The sequence below is a fragment of the Streptomyces luteogriseus genome, assembly GCF_014205055.1.
Lineage (GTDB): Bacteria > Actinomycetota > Actinomycetes > Streptomycetales > Streptomycetaceae > Streptomyces > Streptomyces luteogriseus.
Window position 1 is genome coordinate 7761821 of the sequence record NZ_JACHMS010000001.1, and the last position, 15452, is coordinate 7777272.

At 71.0% G+C, this 15452-nt stretch carries 16 protein-coding genes; 8 read left to right on the top strand and 8 right to left on the bottom strand.

Annotated features, from left to right (window positions below; genetic code table 11):
- Positions 1 to 68: 68 nt before the first annotated feature.
- Genes BJ965_RS34490 through BJ965_RS34505 form a run of 4 tightly spaced genes read left to right on the top strand, consistent with a single transcriptional unit; the run spans position 69 to position 3674 of the window.
- Positions 69 to 1064 (top strand): branched-chain amino acid ABC transporter permease, encoded by a 996-nt coding sequence (locus tag BJ965_RS34490; protein WP_221513289.1) that lies wholly within the window; start codon positions 69 to 71, stop codon positions 1062 to 1064.
- A gap of 12 nt (positions 1065 to 1076) precedes the next feature.
- Positions 1077 to 2069, top strand: coding sequence for a branched-chain amino acid ABC transporter permease (locus BJ965_RS34495; protein ID WP_184914393.1), 993 nt, complete (start codon positions 1077 to 1079; stop codon positions 2067 to 2069).
- A complete protein-coding gene (locus tag BJ965_RS34500) occupies positions 2059 to 2931 on the top strand; it encodes an ABC transporter ATP-binding protein (protein WP_184914395.1) in 873 nt (290 codons plus the stop codon). Before BJ965_RS34495 ends, BJ965_RS34500 begins: the two co-directional genes overlap by 11 nt.
- Positions 2932 to 2933: 2 nt before the next feature.
- The gene (locus BJ965_RS34505; RefSeq protein WP_184914397.1) at positions 2934 to 3674 is read left to right on the top strand and encodes an ABC transporter ATP-binding protein; all 741 of its coding nucleotides are present in this window, start codon (positions 2934 to 2936) and stop codon (positions 3672 to 3674) included.
- Between the two features lie 24 nt (positions 3675 to 3698).
- Here BJ965_RS34505 and BJ965_RS34510 read toward each other — a convergent pair whose 3' ends face one another.
- Both BJ965_RS34510 and BJ965_RS34515 read right to left on the bottom strand, forming a co-directional pair.
- Positions 3699 to 4946, bottom strand: a complete 1248-nt coding sequence (locus tag BJ965_RS34510; RefSeq protein WP_184914398.1) for an ABC transporter substrate-binding protein — start codon at positions 4944 to 4946, stop codon at positions 3699 to 3701.
- A 197-nt stretch (positions 4947 to 5143) separates the two neighbouring features.
- Positions 5144 to 6631, bottom strand: coding sequence for an MFS transporter (locus BJ965_RS34515; RefSeq protein WP_184914400.1), 1488 nt, complete (start codon positions 6629 to 6631; stop codon positions 5144 to 5146).
- A gap of 86 nt (positions 6632 to 6717) precedes the next feature.
- Here BJ965_RS34515 and BJ965_RS34520 point away from each other — a divergent pair, with 86 nt between their 5' ends.
- Complete coding sequence (locus BJ965_RS34520; RefSeq protein WP_184914402.1) at positions 6718 to 7110, top strand: MarR family winged helix-turn-helix transcriptional regulator; 393 nt, start codon at positions 6718 to 6720, stop codon at positions 7108 to 7110.
- 18 nt (positions 7111 to 7128) lie between these two features.
- On the opposite strand, the gene BJ965_RS34525 is transcribed toward BJ965_RS34520, so the two are convergent.
- From BJ965_RS34525 to BJ965_RS34535, 3 genes are all read right to left on the bottom strand, one after another.
- The gene (locus BJ965_RS34525; RefSeq protein ID WP_184914405.1) at positions 7129 to 7857 is read right to left on the bottom strand and encodes a maleylpyruvate isomerase family mycothiol-dependent enzyme; all 729 of its coding nucleotides are present in this window, start codon (positions 7855 to 7857) and stop codon (positions 7129 to 7131) included.
- Between the two features lie 64 nt (positions 7858 to 7921).
- Entirely contained in the window at positions 7922 to 8800 is an 879-nt protein-coding gene (locus BJ965_RS34530; protein ID WP_184914408.1) for an SDR family oxidoreductase, read from the bottom strand.
- Between the two features lie 100 nt (positions 8801 to 8900).
- Positions 8901 to 10082: an MFS transporter gene (locus BJ965_RS34535; protein ID WP_184914410.1), complete on the bottom strand. Its 1182-nt coding sequence runs from the start codon at positions 10080 to 10082 to the stop codon at positions 8901 to 8903.
- Between the two features lie 140 nt (positions 10083 to 10222).
- On the opposite strand from BJ965_RS34535, the gene BJ965_RS34540 reads away from it, so the two are divergent.
- Positions 10223 to 11701 (top strand): glutamate-cysteine ligase family protein, encoded by a 1479-nt coding sequence (locus BJ965_RS34540; protein WP_184914412.1) that lies wholly within the window; start codon positions 10223 to 10225, stop codon positions 11699 to 11701.
- 2 nt (positions 11702 to 11703) lie between these two features.
- Here the strand turns inward: BJ965_RS34540 and BJ965_RS34545 are convergent, their stop codons facing one another.
- From BJ965_RS34545 to BJ965_RS34555, 3 genes are read right to left on the bottom strand one after another with little or no spacing between them, the layout of a single operon-like run.
- Positions 11704 to 12813: a Gfo/Idh/MocA family protein gene (locus tag BJ965_RS34545; protein ID WP_184914415.1), complete on the bottom strand. Its 1110-nt coding sequence runs from the start codon at positions 12811 to 12813 to the stop codon at positions 11704 to 11706.
- Positions 12783 to 13493 (bottom strand): ThuA domain-containing protein, encoded by a 711-nt coding sequence (locus BJ965_RS39655; protein WP_184914419.1) that lies wholly within the window; start codon positions 13491 to 13493, stop codon positions 12783 to 12785. The genes BJ965_RS34545 and BJ965_RS39655 overlap by 31 nt, the downstream gene beginning before the upstream one ends.
- Before the next feature lie 51 nt (positions 13494 to 13544).
- Positions 13545 to 14396, bottom strand: coding sequence for a class I SAM-dependent methyltransferase (locus BJ965_RS34555; RefSeq protein ID WP_184914422.1), 852 nt, complete (start codon positions 14394 to 14396; stop codon positions 13545 to 13547).
- 76 nt (positions 14397 to 14472) lie between these two features.
- Here BJ965_RS34555 and BJ965_RS34560 point away from each other — a divergent pair, with 76 nt between their 5' ends.
- Positions 14473 to 14904, top strand: coding sequence for a helix-turn-helix domain-containing protein (locus BJ965_RS34560; protein WP_184914424.1), 432 nt, complete (start codon positions 14473 to 14475; stop codon positions 14902 to 14904).
- A gap of 383 nt (positions 14905 to 15287) precedes the next feature.
- Complete coding sequence (locus tag BJ965_RS40010) at positions 15288 to 15419, top strand: hypothetical protein (RefSeq protein ID WP_281402954.1); 132 nt, start codon at positions 15288 to 15290, stop codon at positions 15417 to 15419.
- Positions 15420 to 15452 lie beyond the last annotated feature (33 nt).

Sequence of the window (15452 nt, forward strand, 5' to 3'; positions counted from 1 at the left end):
CGTGTCACCGCCCCGACCTGCGCCTACACTGAGCCCATAAGGGACGTTCGTGACGTACCGGAACCGCCGTGCGCTATCAGCGGATGCTCGTGACGGGCCTCGCCCTGGTCCTCGTGACGGCGCCCGCGATCTTTGCGCGGGCCCAGGGTGAGGAAGTCCCGCGCGGCCCCACGTTCGCCGCGCGCGCTCTGCAGGCGCTGATCGACGGTATCCAGTTCGGGGTGATCATCGCGATCACATCGGTCGGGCTCTCGCTGATCTTCGGCACCATCCACCTGATCAACTTCGCGCACGGTGAGTTCGTCACGATCGGCGCCACCTTCGCGTTCTTCCTCAACGCCTCCGCGGCCGGTCCGGGCTGGCACCTCATCCCCGCCGCCTTCGCCGCGGTGGTCTTCGGTGCCCTGCTGGGCGGGGCGGTCGAGCGCGGCATCTGGCGCCCGCTGCGGGCTCGGGGCACCGGGCTGATCAACATGTTCATCGTCACCATCGGGCTCTCGCTGCTGCTGCGCCACGTCGTCCTCGTGCTGTACGGAACACGGCCCGCCTCCTACGCCCAGTACGACATCCAGAGCACGATCGGCATCGGGCCGGCCGGCATCACCCCACGGGACCTCACCGTCACGCTGCTCTCCGTCCTGGTGCTGCTCGGCATCGCAGCGCTCCTGCAGAAGACGCGGATCGGCACGGCCGTGCGGGCGGTCTCCGCCAACCGCGACCTCGCGGAGGCGTCGGGCATCGACGTGCAGCGGGTGGTGCTGTTCGTCTGGATGCTCGCCGGCGGGCTGGCCGCGCTCGGCGGGGTCTTCTTCGGCCTGGTGGAGATCGTCACCTGGGACATGGGCTTCAAGCTCCTGCTGCTCATGTTCGCGGGGATCATCCTGGGCGGTCTCGGCTCCGCCTACGGTGCGATGGCCGGCAGCCTCGTCATCGGTGTCGTCGCCCAGATGTCCACCCTGTGGTTCCCGGTCGACCTCCAGTACGCCTGGGCGCTGCTCGTCCTCATCCTCGTCCTCCTCGTCCGGCCGCAGGGCATCCTCGGCCGGGCCGAACGCGTCGGGTGAGGGGGTGGCGCCATGGACTTCTCGGCCATCCTCTCGGACGCCCTGCGCTCGGGGATCGGCCCCATCGCCGCCGTGTACGCACTCGCCGCGATGGGGCTGAACCTGCACTTCGGCTACACGGGGCTGCTGAACTTCGGCCAGGTCGGATTCATGCTGGTCGGCGGCTACGGGCTCGCCATCACGGTGTCGACGTACGACGGCCCGATGTGGCTCGGCGTCCTGGGCGGAGTCGCCTGCGCGATCGTGCTGGCCCTGCTGCTCGGCCTGCCCACCCTGCGGCTGCGCGCCGACTACCTCGCCATCACCACGATCGCGGCGGGGGAGACGCTACGGCTGTTCTACCGCTCCAGCTGGGCCGAGCCGGTCACCGGCGGGGTGTTCGGGCTGCAGCGGTTCGCGAACGACTTCTACGCGCTCAGCCCCATCGAGCCCGGCACCTACGGCGTGTGGCTCGTGAGGTTCGGCGCTCGCGACCTCTGGGTGATGATCGTCGGATGGGCGCTGGTGGTCGTGGCCGGAAGCCTGCTCGCCCTGCTGATCCACAGCCCCTGGGGCCGTGTCATCCGGTCGATCCGTGATGACGAGGTCGCCGCGCGCAGCCTCGGCAAGAACGTCTACGCGTACAAGATGCAGAGCCTCGTGCTCGGCGGCGTCATCGGAGCGGTCGCGGGCATGATGCAGGCGATCCAGGTGCAGTCCGTGAACCCGGACAACTACGACCCGGCCGTCACGTTCTTCCTGTACACGCTGCTGGTGCTCGGAGGTGCCGGGCGGATCCTCGGACCGGTCGTTGGTTCGGTCCTGTTCTGGTTCGTCCTCAGCTTCATCGACAGCGCGCTCCGCCAGGCCATCGACGCCGAGTTCGTCTCGCCGGACCTCATCAGCACGTCGGAGGTCGGCGCGGTGCGCTTCGCCCTGGTCGGGGTCGCCCTGATCCTGCTGGTCGCGTTCCGGCCGCAGGGCATCCTCGGCAGCCGGAAGGAGATGCTGCTCAGTGGCCGCTGACCCTGCCGCGTCCCACCCGGGCCGGCTTTCCGCGATCGATCCCGAGCCGGGGGTGCGCAAGCCCGATCCCCTGCTGGTCCTGGACGAGGTGACCCGCACCTTCGGCGGCCTCGTCGCCGTGCGGGTCGAGCACCTGGAGGTGCAGCGCGGGGCCATCACGGCGCTCATCGGGCCCAACGGCGCCGGCAAGACCACGTTGTTCAACGTGGTGAGCGGGTTCGACCGGGCCGACGGCGGCCGTTGGTCGTTCGACGGACAGCCGCTCACCGGCGCCCCGGCGCACCGGGTGGCGCGTCGCGGAATGGTCCGTACGTTCCAGCTCTCCAGGGCGCTCGCTCGGCTCACGGTGCTGGAGAACCTGCTGCTCGCCGCGCCCGGGCAGCGCGGCGAGCGGGCGCTGCCCGCGCTGCTGCGGCCGCTGTGGCGCGGGCAGGAGCGGGAGTTCGAGCGCCGGGCCGACGAACTGCTGGACCGGTTCCGGCTCGGGCCCCTGCGCGACGACCATGCCGGCACGCTCTCCGGCGGCCAGCGCAAACTGCTGGAACTGGCCCGCGCGCTGATGACCCGGCCGGTCATGCTCCTGCTCGACGAGCCGATGGCCGGGGTGAACCCCGCACTGACCCAGTCGCTGCTCGGGCACATCACGCGGTTGCGGGACGAGGGGCTGACCGTGTGCTTCGTCGAGCACGACATGGACGTGGTGATGGGCATCAGCGACTGGGTGGCCGTCATGGCCGACGGCCGCCTGGTGGCCGAGGGCCCACCGCACACGATCGGCCGGAACGCCGCCGTCGTGGACGCCTACCTGGGCAAGCGGCACGACGAGCCGGAGGCGACCGACGAGAAGGGCGAGGAGGAGTAGTCATGTCCCCTGAGGACCAGGCACCGGTGCTGGCGGCCGACGACATCGTCGCCGGTTACGTCCCCGGTGTCGACGTGCTGCGCGGATGTAGCGTCGAGGTGCGGCCGGGCGAGGTGGTCGGCGTGATCGGGCCCAACGGCGCCGGCAAGTCCACGCTGGTCAAAGCCGTCTTCGGGCTGCTGCGGGTGCGCGGCGGGACCGTGCGGCTGCGCGGCGAGGACGTGACCGGCCGGCCCGCGCACGACCTGGTGCGGCGGGGCGTTGGCTACGTACCGCAGCTTCAGAACGTGTTCCCCACGCTGACCGTCGAGGAGAACCTGCGGATGGGGGTCTATCTGCGGCCCAAGGACCACGCGCGGCGGGTCGCGGCGGTCGAGGAGCTCTTCCCCGTGCTGGCCGACCGCCGCAGGCAGAAGGCCGACGCGATGTCCGGCGGCGAACGCCAGATGCTCGCGATGGCCCGCGCGCTGATGATGGAGCCGCAGCTGCTGCTGCTCGACGAGCCGTCGGCCGGCCTGTCACCGCTCCACCAGGACCACGTCTTCGACCGGTGCAGAATGATCAACAGCGCGGGCGTCGCCGTGCTCATGGTCGAGCAGAACGCCCGCAGGTGCCTTCAGCTCTGCGACCGCGGCTACGTCCTCGACCAGGGCCGCAACGCGTACACCGGCACGGGTACGGCCCTGCTGCACGACGAGAAGGTGATCGAGCTCTACCTCGGCACGCTCGCCCGCGTCCGTTGACTCCCGCTGTTGGATTCTCCCGGTTCACTCCTCGGCCTTGCTGGTCTCGGTACGCAGGGTCTGCAACTTCCCCTCGTCGTCGTAGCCGTACACCTCGATCGTCGCCTGGCCGGGTTCGCCCTTGTCAGTGAAGTCGAGCGGACCGCTCACGCCGTCGTAGTCGATGTCCCTGCCGTCGGCGAGGAGCTCCTTGCAGGCGGCGAACGAGTTGCACTTCTCGCCGTCCTTGGTGATCCCGTTCATCTCCTTCACGTACGCGCCCGGATCGTCGGAATCCGCCTTCTCGGCGGCGAGCGCGATCGTCGTCACGCAGTCGAAGACCTGCGGTGCGAACTGCAGCTCCTTCAGCTTCGGCGCGAACTCCTTCAGCTCCTTCACGTACTGCTCGTTCTCCGCCGAGGCCGGCGCGGTCCCCTTCATCCCGGAGAGCCGCTCCGGCTGGCCCGGGGCGACCAGCGAGGGCAGTTCCTCACTGCGCAGTCCGTCGGCGCCGTAGACGCCGATCCGGTCGGGTCCGAGTCCGGACTCGATCATGCCCTGCAGGATCTGGGTGCCTTCCTCGAAGGCGATCACCACGGCGGCGTCCGGCCTGGAGTTCTCGATCTGCTGGGCGACCTGGTCGAAGTTGGTCGCCTTCGGGTCGTAGGTCTCGGCGAGCGTCACCGTCGCGCCACGTTCCTCCAGCGACTTGCGGGTGGCCTCCATCAGGCCGCGCCCGTAGTCATCCGCCCGTGCGACCAGGGCCACCCGGTCGTGTCCGTCGTCGCGGACGACATCCGCCAGGATGGGCCCCTGCAACACGTCACTCGGGACGGTGCGGAAGTAGTAGCCGTCGTCCTCGTAGTCGGTGAAGGTGGGAGCGGTGTTCGACCCCGAACACTGCACGACGCCCGCTCCGGTCACCCGGTCGATGAACGCCAGCGACATGCCGGAAGCCGCGGCGCCTACGACCGCGTCCACGCCTGCCGCGAGGACCCGGTCCGCCGACTGTGCGGCGACGGCCTCCTGGCCCGCCTCGTCACTGGAGACCACCTTGGGCACGGACTTGCCCAGGACTCCGCCGGCGTCGTTGATCTTCTGTATCGCGAACTTCAGCGACTCGATCTGGGGTGGGCCGAGGTAGGCCAGCTGTCCCGTCTCCGGCAGGACGTAGCCGAACTGGAGCTCACCGTCGCCCGGCTCGGCCTGGGCAGTGCCCGTCGTTCCGCAGACGGCTATCACGAGGGCGGCCGCGCTTGCGAAGATCGCGGACCGCCGTATCGACGCTTTCATCTCCGCCTCCGCTCGTTACAGGCGGCGGTGGTCGACTGGCCGGCCCTCCGCCCGCCATCTGTACACGAGGGTAGAACTCATTTGAAGTCCGGAAAAGGCATGAAACGCACACTCTTTCGATTGATTGCGCCTCTCGCCTCGGCCCTGCGCTCCCTCCTCGGGTCGCGCAGGGCCTTGATCATGTCTGGAAACGCTTCCTAGTCGCCTACGGTGACGCGCTCCGCCTCCTCGGGGATGGACCTGGCGACGACGACGGACGGTTCTGCGGACTTACTCCTGCGGCGGGGCCGCAGGCCGGTGAGGGTGATCAGGAGGCCGGCGACGGCGATGCCCGTGGCGACCAAGAAGCCGGGCCGGTAGCTGTCCAGGACGGCCTGCGGAGTGGGGTCCGAGGGCGCGCCGGCGGTCACCACGGCCGTGACGACGGCCAGGAAGATCGCGCCGCCGACCTGGACGGAGGTGTTGAGCAGACCGGAGACCATGCCCTGCTCGTGGTCGTCGACGCCGTTGGTGGCCTGGATGTTGAGCGACGGGAAGACCAAGGCGCAGGCGGCGCCGATCAGCAGCATGCTTGGAAGGATCACCGCGGCGTACACCGGGTCCAGGTCGACGCGCAGGAACAGCGCGTATCCGAGGACCATGAGCGCGAAGCCCCCCGCGATCAGCCGCTGGGTGCCGAACCGGTCGACGATCGCTCCCACCTTCGTGGAAGACACCGCCACCAGCGCGCCCGCGGGCAGGAAGGCGAGCGCCGTGTGCAGCGCCGACCAGCCCAGCAGCGACTGCATGTAGAGCGTCGCCAGGAACTGGAAGCCGACATACGAGCCGAAGAAGGCCATCGCGCCGAGCTGGGCGCGGATCTGGCTGCCGGAGCGCAGCACGCCGAGCCGGATCAACGGTCCCGCCGAGCGCCGCTCCACCAGGACGAACGAGGTCAGCAACGCGGCCACCGCGAGGAAGGACAGGAGGGTGCGGGCCGACGCCCAGCCGACCTCCGGTGCCTGGACGACAGTGAAGACCAGCAGCAGCATCGAGGCGGTGCCGAGGACGGCGCCGGGGACGTCGTAGCCGTTGTGGTCCTTCTCCGGTTCGCTGCGCGGCAGCAGCTTCAGGCCGGCGACGAGCGCGATCAGGGCGATGGGTGCGGGCAGCAGCATGGTCAGGCGCCAACTGGCCTCGGTGAGCAGGCCCGAGAGCACCAGGCCCATGGAGAAGCCGGTGGCCGCGCAGGTGGTGTAGATGGAGAGCGCGCGGTTGCGCAGCGGGCCCTCGGGGAACGTCGTGGTGATGATCGACAGGCCGGCGGGGGCCGTGAAGGCCGCGCTCAGGCCCTTGATGAAGCGGCTGGCGATGAGCAGGGGCCCCGAGTCGACGAGTCCGCCGAGCAGCGAGGCGAGCGCGAAGACGCCCAGGGCCACCAGGAAGACCTGGCGTCGGCCCAGCAGGTCGGCGGCGCGTCCGCCGAGGAGCAGCAGACCGCCGTAGCCCAGGATGTAGCCGCTGACGATCCATTGCAGCGCCGAGGTCGACAGGCCGAGATCGGCGCCGATGGACGGCAGGGCGACGCCGACCATGGACACGTCCAGGGCGTCCAGGAACATCGCGGCGCAGAGCACGAGCAGGGTGCCCCACAGCCGTGGCGTCCAACGCCCTTCGGACGTGGGGGAGATGAGCGGAGAGGTCATGCCCGGGACACTACATGCGCATGCATGAGATGCAAATACATTTAATTCAGGTGCAACAATCTCGGTTCTCTGTTACGGTGCCGCGCATGGCTCAGCAGGCCGAGCAGGCGCTCGTGGAACGGTGGCGGGACATTCTGGCGCTGCACGCGCGGACCCAGTGCGAACTCGACCGTGCGCTGCACGGCCACGGGCTGTGCGCCAGCGACTTCGAGGTGCTCGACGTCCTCGCCGGGTGCCGGACCCCCAAGGGCACGCCGTCCTACCGTGTCCAGGAGATCTCCGAGCGGGTCCACCTGAGCCAGAGCGCGCTGTCGCGGCTGATCGCCCGGCTGGAGAGGGAGGGCCTCGTCGAGCGCGGCATGTGCTCCGAGGACCGGCGTGGCGTGAAGGTCTGCCTCACGGCGAAGGGGCGCGCGCTGCACGGCGAGGTGCTTCCCGTGCAGCGCGCGGTACTGGCGAGAATGCTCACCGACGGCTGACTGCCCGTCGGCGGCTGCTCAGATCGCCGACGCCTCCCGCCACAGCGTGGCGAGTGCCTGGTCGCCCGTGGCGCTCGGCAGAGGCGCCCGGTTCCACAGCGCCAGGTACAACTGTCCGGCCGGAGCGGACAGTTCGCACTCCGCCTCCCCGGACTCGTCCCGCGTGGTCACGGGCGGCTCCGGCGACAGCCGCAGCGTCCACACCGCGCCGGTGTCCTCGGTGCGGATCCGCAGGACGCGTGGCTCGGGGGTCCGTACGCGGCTCCTGGGGCGAGCGTGGAAGCCGCGCAGCAGTTCGTCGATGCCGTCGGTCGCGAACTCGGGGGTGACCTCCGTCGGGGCGCCGCCGCGTGCGGACTCCGCGTCGACCCGGTGCACGGCCGTCTCGTGCGCCTGCCGCCGGGCCCAGAAGGCCAGCGGGGACGGCGCGGGCAGGAAGGTGAAACACTCCAGCTCGGGCGAGGCGCCCGCCAGCGTGCCCACGAGGTGCCGGTGGCTGTCGCGGTACCAGGCGATCAGCTCCGCGCCGTCGAGGCCGGTGGGTTCGACCAGCGGGCGGCGTTCGGTGGTCTGCTCGGCGACGTAGGCGGCCGCCCAGCGGTGCACGGCGCCCGTGTGCCGCAACAGATCGCGCACCTGCCACTCGGGGCACGTCGGCACCTTTGCTTCCGTCCCGGCCTCCTCGGCGGCCGCTGCCAGCAGCCGGCCTTCCGTCTCCAGTGCTTGAACGAACTCGGCGGTCTCCATGGCGCCGAGTCTGCCGCATGAAGTGCTGTTCGAGCCCGGGGATTTCCGGCGGCCGGCCCCGGGGCTACGGCAGCGGCGTCCCGCCCGTCGCGTTGACGATCTCGGCGGTGATGTACGACGCCTCCTGCGAGGCGAGGAAGACGTACGCCGGAGCCATTTCGGCGGGCTGTGCGGGCCGTCCGATGGGGGCCTGCTTGCCGAACGTCCGCGTGTCCGGGAGGGTCGCCGGGATCAGCGGCGTCCACACCGGGCCCGGCGCCACCGCGTTGACGCGGATGCCCTTCTCGATCAGCATCTGCGCCAGCCCCTGCGTGAACGTGACGATCGCGCCCTTCGTCGTCGCGTAGTCCAGCAGATGCGGACTGGGCTTGTACGCCTGCACCGACGTGGAGTTGATGATGCTGCCGCCCTCCGGGATGTGCGGCAGGGCCATCTTGCACAGCCAGAACATCCCGTACAGGTTCGTGCGCAGTACCCGGTCGAACTGCTCGGTGGTGATCGCCTCGATGCCGTCGGGCTGTGACATCTGGTACGCCGCGTTGTTCACGAGGACATCGATCCGTCCGAACTCCTGCACGGCGCGGTCGATCAGCGCCCGGCAGTTCGCCTCCTCCCGTACGTCGCACGAGACGGGCACGGCACGCCGGCCGGCCTCCTCGACGAGCCGGGCCGTCTCGGCGGCGTCGTCCTTCTCGTCATCCAGATGGGTGAACAGGACGTCGGCTCCCTCACGGGCGAACGCCAGGGCGACCGCGCGGCCGATCCCGGAGTCCCCGCCCGTGATCACGGCCTTGCGGCCGGCCAGCCGGTCGCTGCCCCGGTAGGACTCCTCACCGTGGTCCGGGGGCGGGTCCATCGGGCCGGTCCAGCCCGGGTGCGGCTGGTCCTGGGAGGGAAACTCCGGGGTCGGGTGCTGCTCTCCGGGGTGCTGCTGTTCGGTCACGGGTCTGCCTCCTTGTACACGTCGTACGGCCCGGTGATCACAACGGGCGGGGCCACGGGTACCCAGGAACCTCGGCATCCCTCCTGGCAGCCCCCTCGTGTCAGCCCGCGGCCGTCCGTCGCGCGGCCGCCCCCACCAGGGCGCCTACGACCGCCGCCACCGCCGCCAGGACCGCCACGCTCGTCAGTGCGGCCGGCAGGGAGAACCAGTCCGCCATGAAGCCGATGGCCGGCGGGCCGAGGAGCATGCCCCCGTAGCCCAGAGTGGAGGCCGTGGCGACACCACCGGGACCGGCGAGGGCGCCCGCGCGTTCCACGGCCACAGGGAAGAGGTTCGCGAGGCCGATGCCCGTGACCGCGTAGCCGAGGAGGGCCGCCCAGAGGGAGGGGGCGAGAGCGCCGAGCAGCATGCCGGCCGCCGCGGTGCTGCCGCCGGCGACGACGGTCCGGGTCCGCCCCAGGCGTTCCAGGAGCGTCGTGCCGGTCAGTCGCCCCACCGTCATGGCGAGCGCGAAGCAGGAGTAGCCCACGGCCGCGGCACCCGCCGAGGCATGCAGGTCCTGTTCGAGGTGCAGGGCTCCCCAGTCGGCCAGCGCCCCCTCGCCGTACGCGGTGCACCCCGCGATCAGGCCGAAGACGATCACCAGCGCTCGGGTGCGGCGGTCCAGGCGGGGCGGGGCTCCCTCGGTGGGAAGGTCCTGCTCCGGGGGCGCCGGCGGCTCGTGCCGCAGGAGGATGGGGCCCGCCGCGGCGGTGACGAGCAGGCCGACGAGCGTGAGCAGCAGCAGGTGCCGGGTGGGGGAGAGGACCCCCGCGACGAGCCCGCCCAGCCCCGCCCCGACCATGCCGCCCAGGCTGAAGGCCGCGTGGAAGCTCGGCATGACCGGCCGCCGAAGCGCGGCCACGAGCTCGACGGCCGCGCTGTTGAAGGCGACGTTGATCCCGCCGTACGCGGCCCCGAAGAGCAGCAGGACGAGGCCCAGCGCGAGCGCAGAGTGGGTCAGCGGGGGCAGAGCGACGGAGAGCGAGAGCAGCACCGCGCAGACGACGGTGACCTGGTGGTTCCCGTAGCGGCGGCACAGGCGTCCGGTGAGGGTCATGGTGATGACGGCCCCGGCGGAGACGCCCAGGAGGGCGAGGCCGAGGGCACTGGCGGAGGCGCCGGTCTGCGCCTTGATGGCGGGGATGCGCACGACCCATCCGGCGAAGACGAAGCCGTCGAGGGCGAAGAAGACGGTGAGGGCGATCCGGAGTCGGGTCAGGGAGCTGCTGTGGCCCGGCACGTCATTGTGCGTTCGGGGTTTGTTTATTTGCGGCACAAACTCAGGCTAGGTGGGTGCGGGGGCGACGACAAGGTGCGACTCTGGGACGAGACCCATCGCCGAGGAGCGGACGCATCCGCCGCAGGAGCGCAGGAGGGCACATGGGACGTGACGTGCCGGCCCTGGTGTTCACCCGGGAGGACCGCCGTCGGTACCGGGAGAAGATGCACACCGACCTCGAGGTGCTCGCCCGGATGCTCCACGAGTCGGGCTTCGAGAGCGAGCGCCCCCAGGTCGGCCTGGAGATCGAGCTCAACCTGGTGGACGACGCCGGGCTGCCCGCGATGCGCAACACCGACGTGCTCCGGGCGATCGCCGACCCCGCCTGGTCCAGCGAACTGGGCCGCTTCAACCTGGAGATCAACATCCCGCCCCGGGAGCTGACGGCCGGTGGCCCCGGCTCCTGGGAGCAGGCGATCCGGGACGCCCTCAACCACGCCGAGGACCGCGCCGCCGCGGTGGGCGCGCACCTGATCATGGTGGGCATCCTGCCGACCCTGGGCGAGCCGGACGTCAGCGGCGCCGCGCTCTCCGGCGACCCGCGCTACCGGTTGCTCAACGAGCAGATCTTCGCGGCCCGGGGAGAAGACCTGAGGATCAGGGTCGACGGCGTGGAGCGCCTGTCGACGTACGCCGACACCATCACTCCCGAGGCCGCCTGCACCAGTACCCAGTTCCATCTCCAGGTCGACCCGAAGGAGTTCCCGCACTACTGGAACGCGGCCCAGGCCATCGCGGGCGTGCAGATCGCCCTCGCGGCGAACTCGCCCTTCCTGTTCGGCAAGGAGCTGTGGCGCGAGACCCGCATCCCCCTGTTCGAGCAGGCCACCGACACCCGCCCCGAGGAGATCAAGGCCCAGGGCGTACGGCCCCGGGTGTGGTTCGGGGAGCGCTGGATCACCAGCGTCTTCGACCTCTTCGAGGAGAACGTGCGCTACTTCCCGGCTCTGCTGCCGCTGTGCGAGGACGAGGACCCGCAGAAGGAGCTGGACAGCGGCGGTGTTCCCCAGCTCGGCGAGCTGACCCTGCACAACGGCACGATCTACCGCTGGAACCGCCCCATCTACGCGGTCACCGACAGCGGCCCGCATCTGCGCATCGAGAACCGCGTGCTCCCCGCCGGTCCCACCGTGGCCGACATCATCGCCAACGGCGCCTTCTACTACGGACTGACCCGCGCCCTGGTCGACGAGGACCGGCCGGTGTGGACGCGGATGTCCTTCTCGGTCGCCGAGGAGAACCTGCACACCGCGGCCCGCGACGGCATCGACGCCCGCCTGTACTGGCCCGGCGTGGGCGAAGTGCCGGTCACGGAACTGGTGTTGCGGCGGCTGCTGCCCCTGGCACACAAGGGCCTGGAGCTGACCGGCATGGACGCCGCGTGGCGCGAGCCCCTGCTGGGCATCATCGAGCAGCGCTGCGTCAGCGGTCGCAACGGCGCCCTGTGGCAGGCGGAGACGGTGCACCACCTGGAGAAGGCCGGCATCTCCGACCGGCGGGAGGCGCTGCGGCAGATGACCAGGACGTACATGGACTACATGCACATGAACGCGCCCGCGCACACCTGGCCCGTGGACTGACCTCAGCCGGTCCGGCCCTGCCACTGCGCGGCAGCGGTCAACGGGACGGGCTCGGGCACCCGCGCCGATGTCATCAGCTCGATGCGCCGCCCCTCGGCCGCCGAACGCAGCAGAGCCGTCATCGTCTCCAGGACGTGCAGGGCCAGTTCGCCGTTCGCGCGCGGTGCCCGCACCCCGCCGGCGGTGACGAAGTCGAGCAGGCCGACACCGCGTGCGCCGTCCGCGTAGCCCGCCGACGCCGGCAAGGCGCGCCAGCGCGTGTCGCCGAGGGCGTGGAGGCGCACCTCCCCGTCGAAGCGGTTGGGGTCGGGGACGGAGAGGGTGCCGCTGTCGCCGTGCACCTCGATGGGCGCGGCCGTGGTGGCCACGCCGTCGAAGCTCGTCGTGAGCGTCGTCAGCGTCCCGTTCACGTGCTCCAGCACTCCGGAGACATGGCTGTCCACCTCGACCGGTATGCGCTCGCCGGCGCGTGGGCCGGATCCGATGACGCGCTCGGCGCGCAGCCGCCCGGCGGCCCCCGTCACGGCACGCACCGGTCCCAGCAGGTGGACCAGGGACGTGAGGTAGTACGGCCCCATGTCCAGCAGCGGGCCGCCGCCGGCCGTGTAGTAGAAGTCGGGGTGGGGGTGCCAGCGTTCGTGTCCCGGGGTGACCATCACGGCCGAGGCGAACTGGGGGCGTCCGATCTTCCCGGCCTCCACCGCGGCACGCGCGGTCTGAACTCCCGTGCCCAGCACGGTGTCCGGGGCGCAGCCGACACCGGTGCCCGCCTTCGCGGCGGCCTCCAGGACGGCCCGGGCGTCCTCCAGCTCCGCGGCCAGGGGCTTCTCCCCGTACACGTTCTTGCCGTGCCGGATCGCCCCGAGGGCTATCTCCGCGTGGGCGGCCGGTGTGGTCAGGTTCAGGACCGTGTCCACGTCCGGGCTGCTCAGCAGCTCCTCGACGGTCAGCGCCCGGGCGCCGGGCAGTTCGGCGGCGGCCGCCGCCGACCGGGAGGCGTCGAGGTCGGCGACCGCGGTGACGCGTACGCCGGGACGGCCCACGAGTGTGTCCAGGTACGCGCGGGAGATGACGCCGAGTCCTACGACTCCGACGCGGTGCGCGTCGCCCACAGCATGCCCCTCTCGATGATCGTGCGGACATGGGGGTGCTCCAGCACGTCGACGCTGTGCCCCGGCGTCGTCACCACGATCCGCCCGGCACCCCACCGGCGGGTCCAGACCGCCGGGGAGATGACCGGCCGGTGCCAGGGCTGCCACGGCCGGACGGGATGCGTGGTGGTGGCCAGGACATCGATGAGGTCGTCGTGGAGCACCCAGTACTGCTCGGTGTCCAGCGCGAACTCCTCGATGCCGGCCGTGATCGGGTGCTCGCGGCCGGCATCGGTGGGACTGATGGTGTGGGGCAGGAAGTTGTCGTCCGCCGCACCCCGGCGCTCGCACGGCTCCTTGCCGGGGTGTGTGGCGAACTGGCCGCCCACCAGGTGCAGATAGTCCGACGAGGCGCGGAACGAGTCGGCGATGCCGCCGTGCCAGCCGGTGAAGCCGGTACCGGCCTCGACCGCGGAGCTCAGCCCCGCCAGCTGGTCGCGCGTGATCTCCGACATCGTCACGCACTGCACGACCAGGTCGGTGCCGGCCATCTCGGTGGCGTCCGCGTAGATCTCGGTCGACTCCTCGACCCGGACCGTGTATCCGTTGTCCCGGAGGAAGGGCAGGAACAGTTCCGTGGCCTCGACCGGCTGATGTCCTTCCCAGCCGCCTCGGACCACCAGGGCTCTCTTCTGCGTCATCGTGATCTCACTATGCGCCGGTCGCCCGCGATCGGAAAAGAGGGCCGGACCTCACGAAAGTTTCGCGGTGGCGGCCCGCGCCGAGACCATCCAGCAGGCCGCGGTGTAACGGACTTCCGTGCCCTGCACGAACGGGTCGAAGGCGGGCCGGACCACCTCGACGATCTCTGCCCGGGTCCGCTCGTCGGCGTCGGGCAGGACCGTCCCGAGCGGACCGAGCCGGGTGAAATAGGTGACGAGTTCCTTCTCGGGCAGGGTGCAGACCACGTCGACCGGCTCGATGCCGACCCCGGCCCAGCCGCTCTCCGCCAGGATGTGGTGGACCCGCCCAGGGTCCGCGAAGGCGAACTGGCCCGGCTGGTCCGGCCGGCGGGCGGGAAGCTCCGGCAGGAAGGGGGCCGCGGCGCGTTCAGCGGTCGTCATGAACGGGTTCTCCTCGGGCCCCCGCCAGACCACGCACCGCAGCCCGGCCCCGTCCTTCACCGTGCTCCGCAGATTGGCGAAGGCGCGCACGGGGTCGCTGAAGAACATGACACCGAAGCGCGAGATGACAGCGTCGAAGGCCGCGGGTTCGAACGCGTACTCCTGCGCGTCGGCCTGGACGAAGGACGCCGGTACGTCCTCCCGCTCGGCCCGCGCCCGCGCCTCCTCGATCATCGGTCCGGAGATGTCGACACCCACACAGTGCCCGACCCTGCGGGCGACGGCCCGGGTGATGCTGCCCGTGCCGCAGCCGACGTCCAGCACACTGGCCGCGTGTTCGGCGGACACGGCGTCGACGAGCAACTCCTCGATCGGCCCGAACATCTGGTTCAGCACCCCCTGGAGATCCACCCAGGCATGGCCGGCGGGCCCGTTCCAGCGGGCGGCCTGCTCGTCGTAGGACCTGCGTGAGGCATCCATCGTCGTACTCCCTCTGCTTGTCTTCGTCGGGGCGGGATGACAGCGTTCTACTTCAAGTCGACTTGAGGTCAAGACAATGACAGAACTGGACATAGCAGAAGTGGCGCACCGCGCAGGAGTGCCCGCCTCGACCCTGCGGTTCTACGAGGAGAAGGGACTGATCTCCTCGGCAGGCCGGCGCGGCCTGCGCCGCCAGTACGACCCCGGGGTGCTGGAGCGGCTGGCGCTGATCGCGCTGGGGCGGACGGCCGGGTTCTCGCTCGACGAGATCGCGCAGATGTTCGCGCCGGACGGGCGGCCGTGCATCGACCGGGACATGCTGTCCGCCAAGGCGGACGAACTGGACCGCACGATCCGTGAACTGGCCGTCCTGCGGGACTCCCTGCGGCACGCCGCCGCCTGCCCCGCGCCGAGCCACCTGGAGTGCTCCACCTTCCGCCGCCTGATCGACGCGGCGGCCTCCGGCGGCGTCGCGGCGCCGGGAAAGCGGCCCCCCGAACGCCGTTGACCGGCCACCGGGGCCCTTGGTCCAGAACTGGGCCGTGCTGTGCCCGCACCACCGCGACCCCGGTGATGCGGCCGGTCGGCGCACTGCTCCCGCCGAACGGCGCGGATTCTGGTCGGGCCTCCTCCAGAGCGGCTACTCGCCGGGGTATCTCCTGGCCGCCGTGGCCTTCTTAGTCATCGAGCCCGTCTTCGGCCGGCGGAGCGGCTCGGCGACGGCGCCGAGCCGTGCGGCGACCGGCACGGTGCGGTCCTGAGCGGACCCGCGTTTTGGATCAGTCCTTCTCCTGCGCTGCACGCGTGCTGTACGGGCCCTGACCGGCGTCCCGCGAGAGTGCCATCACCGCCTCCCACCAGGGAGAACGGCCACCGAAAGGGGACCGCCACATGGGTACCGCACCAGCACCGCAGCGCAGGGCCGTACTCACGGGTGGGCTGGATGCTGGCGCGGCGCTGCTCACGGCCTGCTCGTCGAAGGACACCGCCGGCACGGGCAGGGCCGTGGCGGGCACGCCCTGACCCTCTCCCGCGGCGGGCTCGCGACCGGACTCG

Bases quoted from the DNA above. Each gene is read 5' to 3' on its own strand.
- BJ965_RS34495 (WP_184914393.1), top strand. From the start codon at position 1,077: ATGGACTTCTCGGCCATCCTCTCGGACGCCCTGCGCTCGGGGATCGGC.
- BJ965_RS34505 (WP_184914397.1), top strand. From the start codon at position 2,934: ATGTCCCCTGAGGACCAGGCACCGGTGCTGGCGGCCGACGACATCGTC.
- BJ965_RS34510 (WP_184914398.1), bottom strand. From the start codon at position 4,946: ATGAAAGCGTCGATACGGCGGTCCGCGATCTTCGCAAGCGCGGCCGCC.
- BJ965_RS34515 (WP_184914400.1), bottom strand. From the start codon at position 6,631: ATGACCTCTCCGCTCATCTCCCCCACGTCCGAAGGGCGTTGGACGCCA.
- BJ965_RS34520 (WP_184914402.1), top strand. From the start codon at position 6,718: ATGGCTCAGCAGGCCGAGCAGGCGCTCGTGGAACGGTGGCGGGACATT.
- BJ965_RS34525 (WP_184914405.1), bottom strand. From the start codon at position 7,857: ATGGAGACCGCCGAGTTCGTTCAAGCACTGGAGACGGAAGGCCGGCTG.
- BJ965_RS34540 (WP_184914412.1), top strand. From the start codon at position 10,223: ATGGGACGTGACGTGCCGGCCCTGGTGTTCACCCGGGAGGACCGCCGT.
- BJ965_RS39655 (WP_184914419.1), bottom strand. From the start codon at position 13,493: ATGACGCAGAAGAGAGCCCTGGTGGTCCGAGGCGGCTGGGAAGGACAT.
- BJ965_RS34555 (WP_184914422.1), bottom strand. From the start codon at position 14,396: ATGGATGCCTCACGCAGGTCCTACGACGAGCAGGCCGCCCGCTGGAAC.
- BJ965_RS34560 (WP_184914424.1), top strand. From the start codon at position 14,473: ATGACAGAACTGGACATAGCAGAAGTGGCGCACCGCGCAGGAGTGCCC.
- BJ965_RS40010 (WP_281402954.1), top strand. From the start codon at position 15,288: ATGGGTACCGCACCAGCACCGCAGCGCAGGGCCGTACTCACGGGTGGG.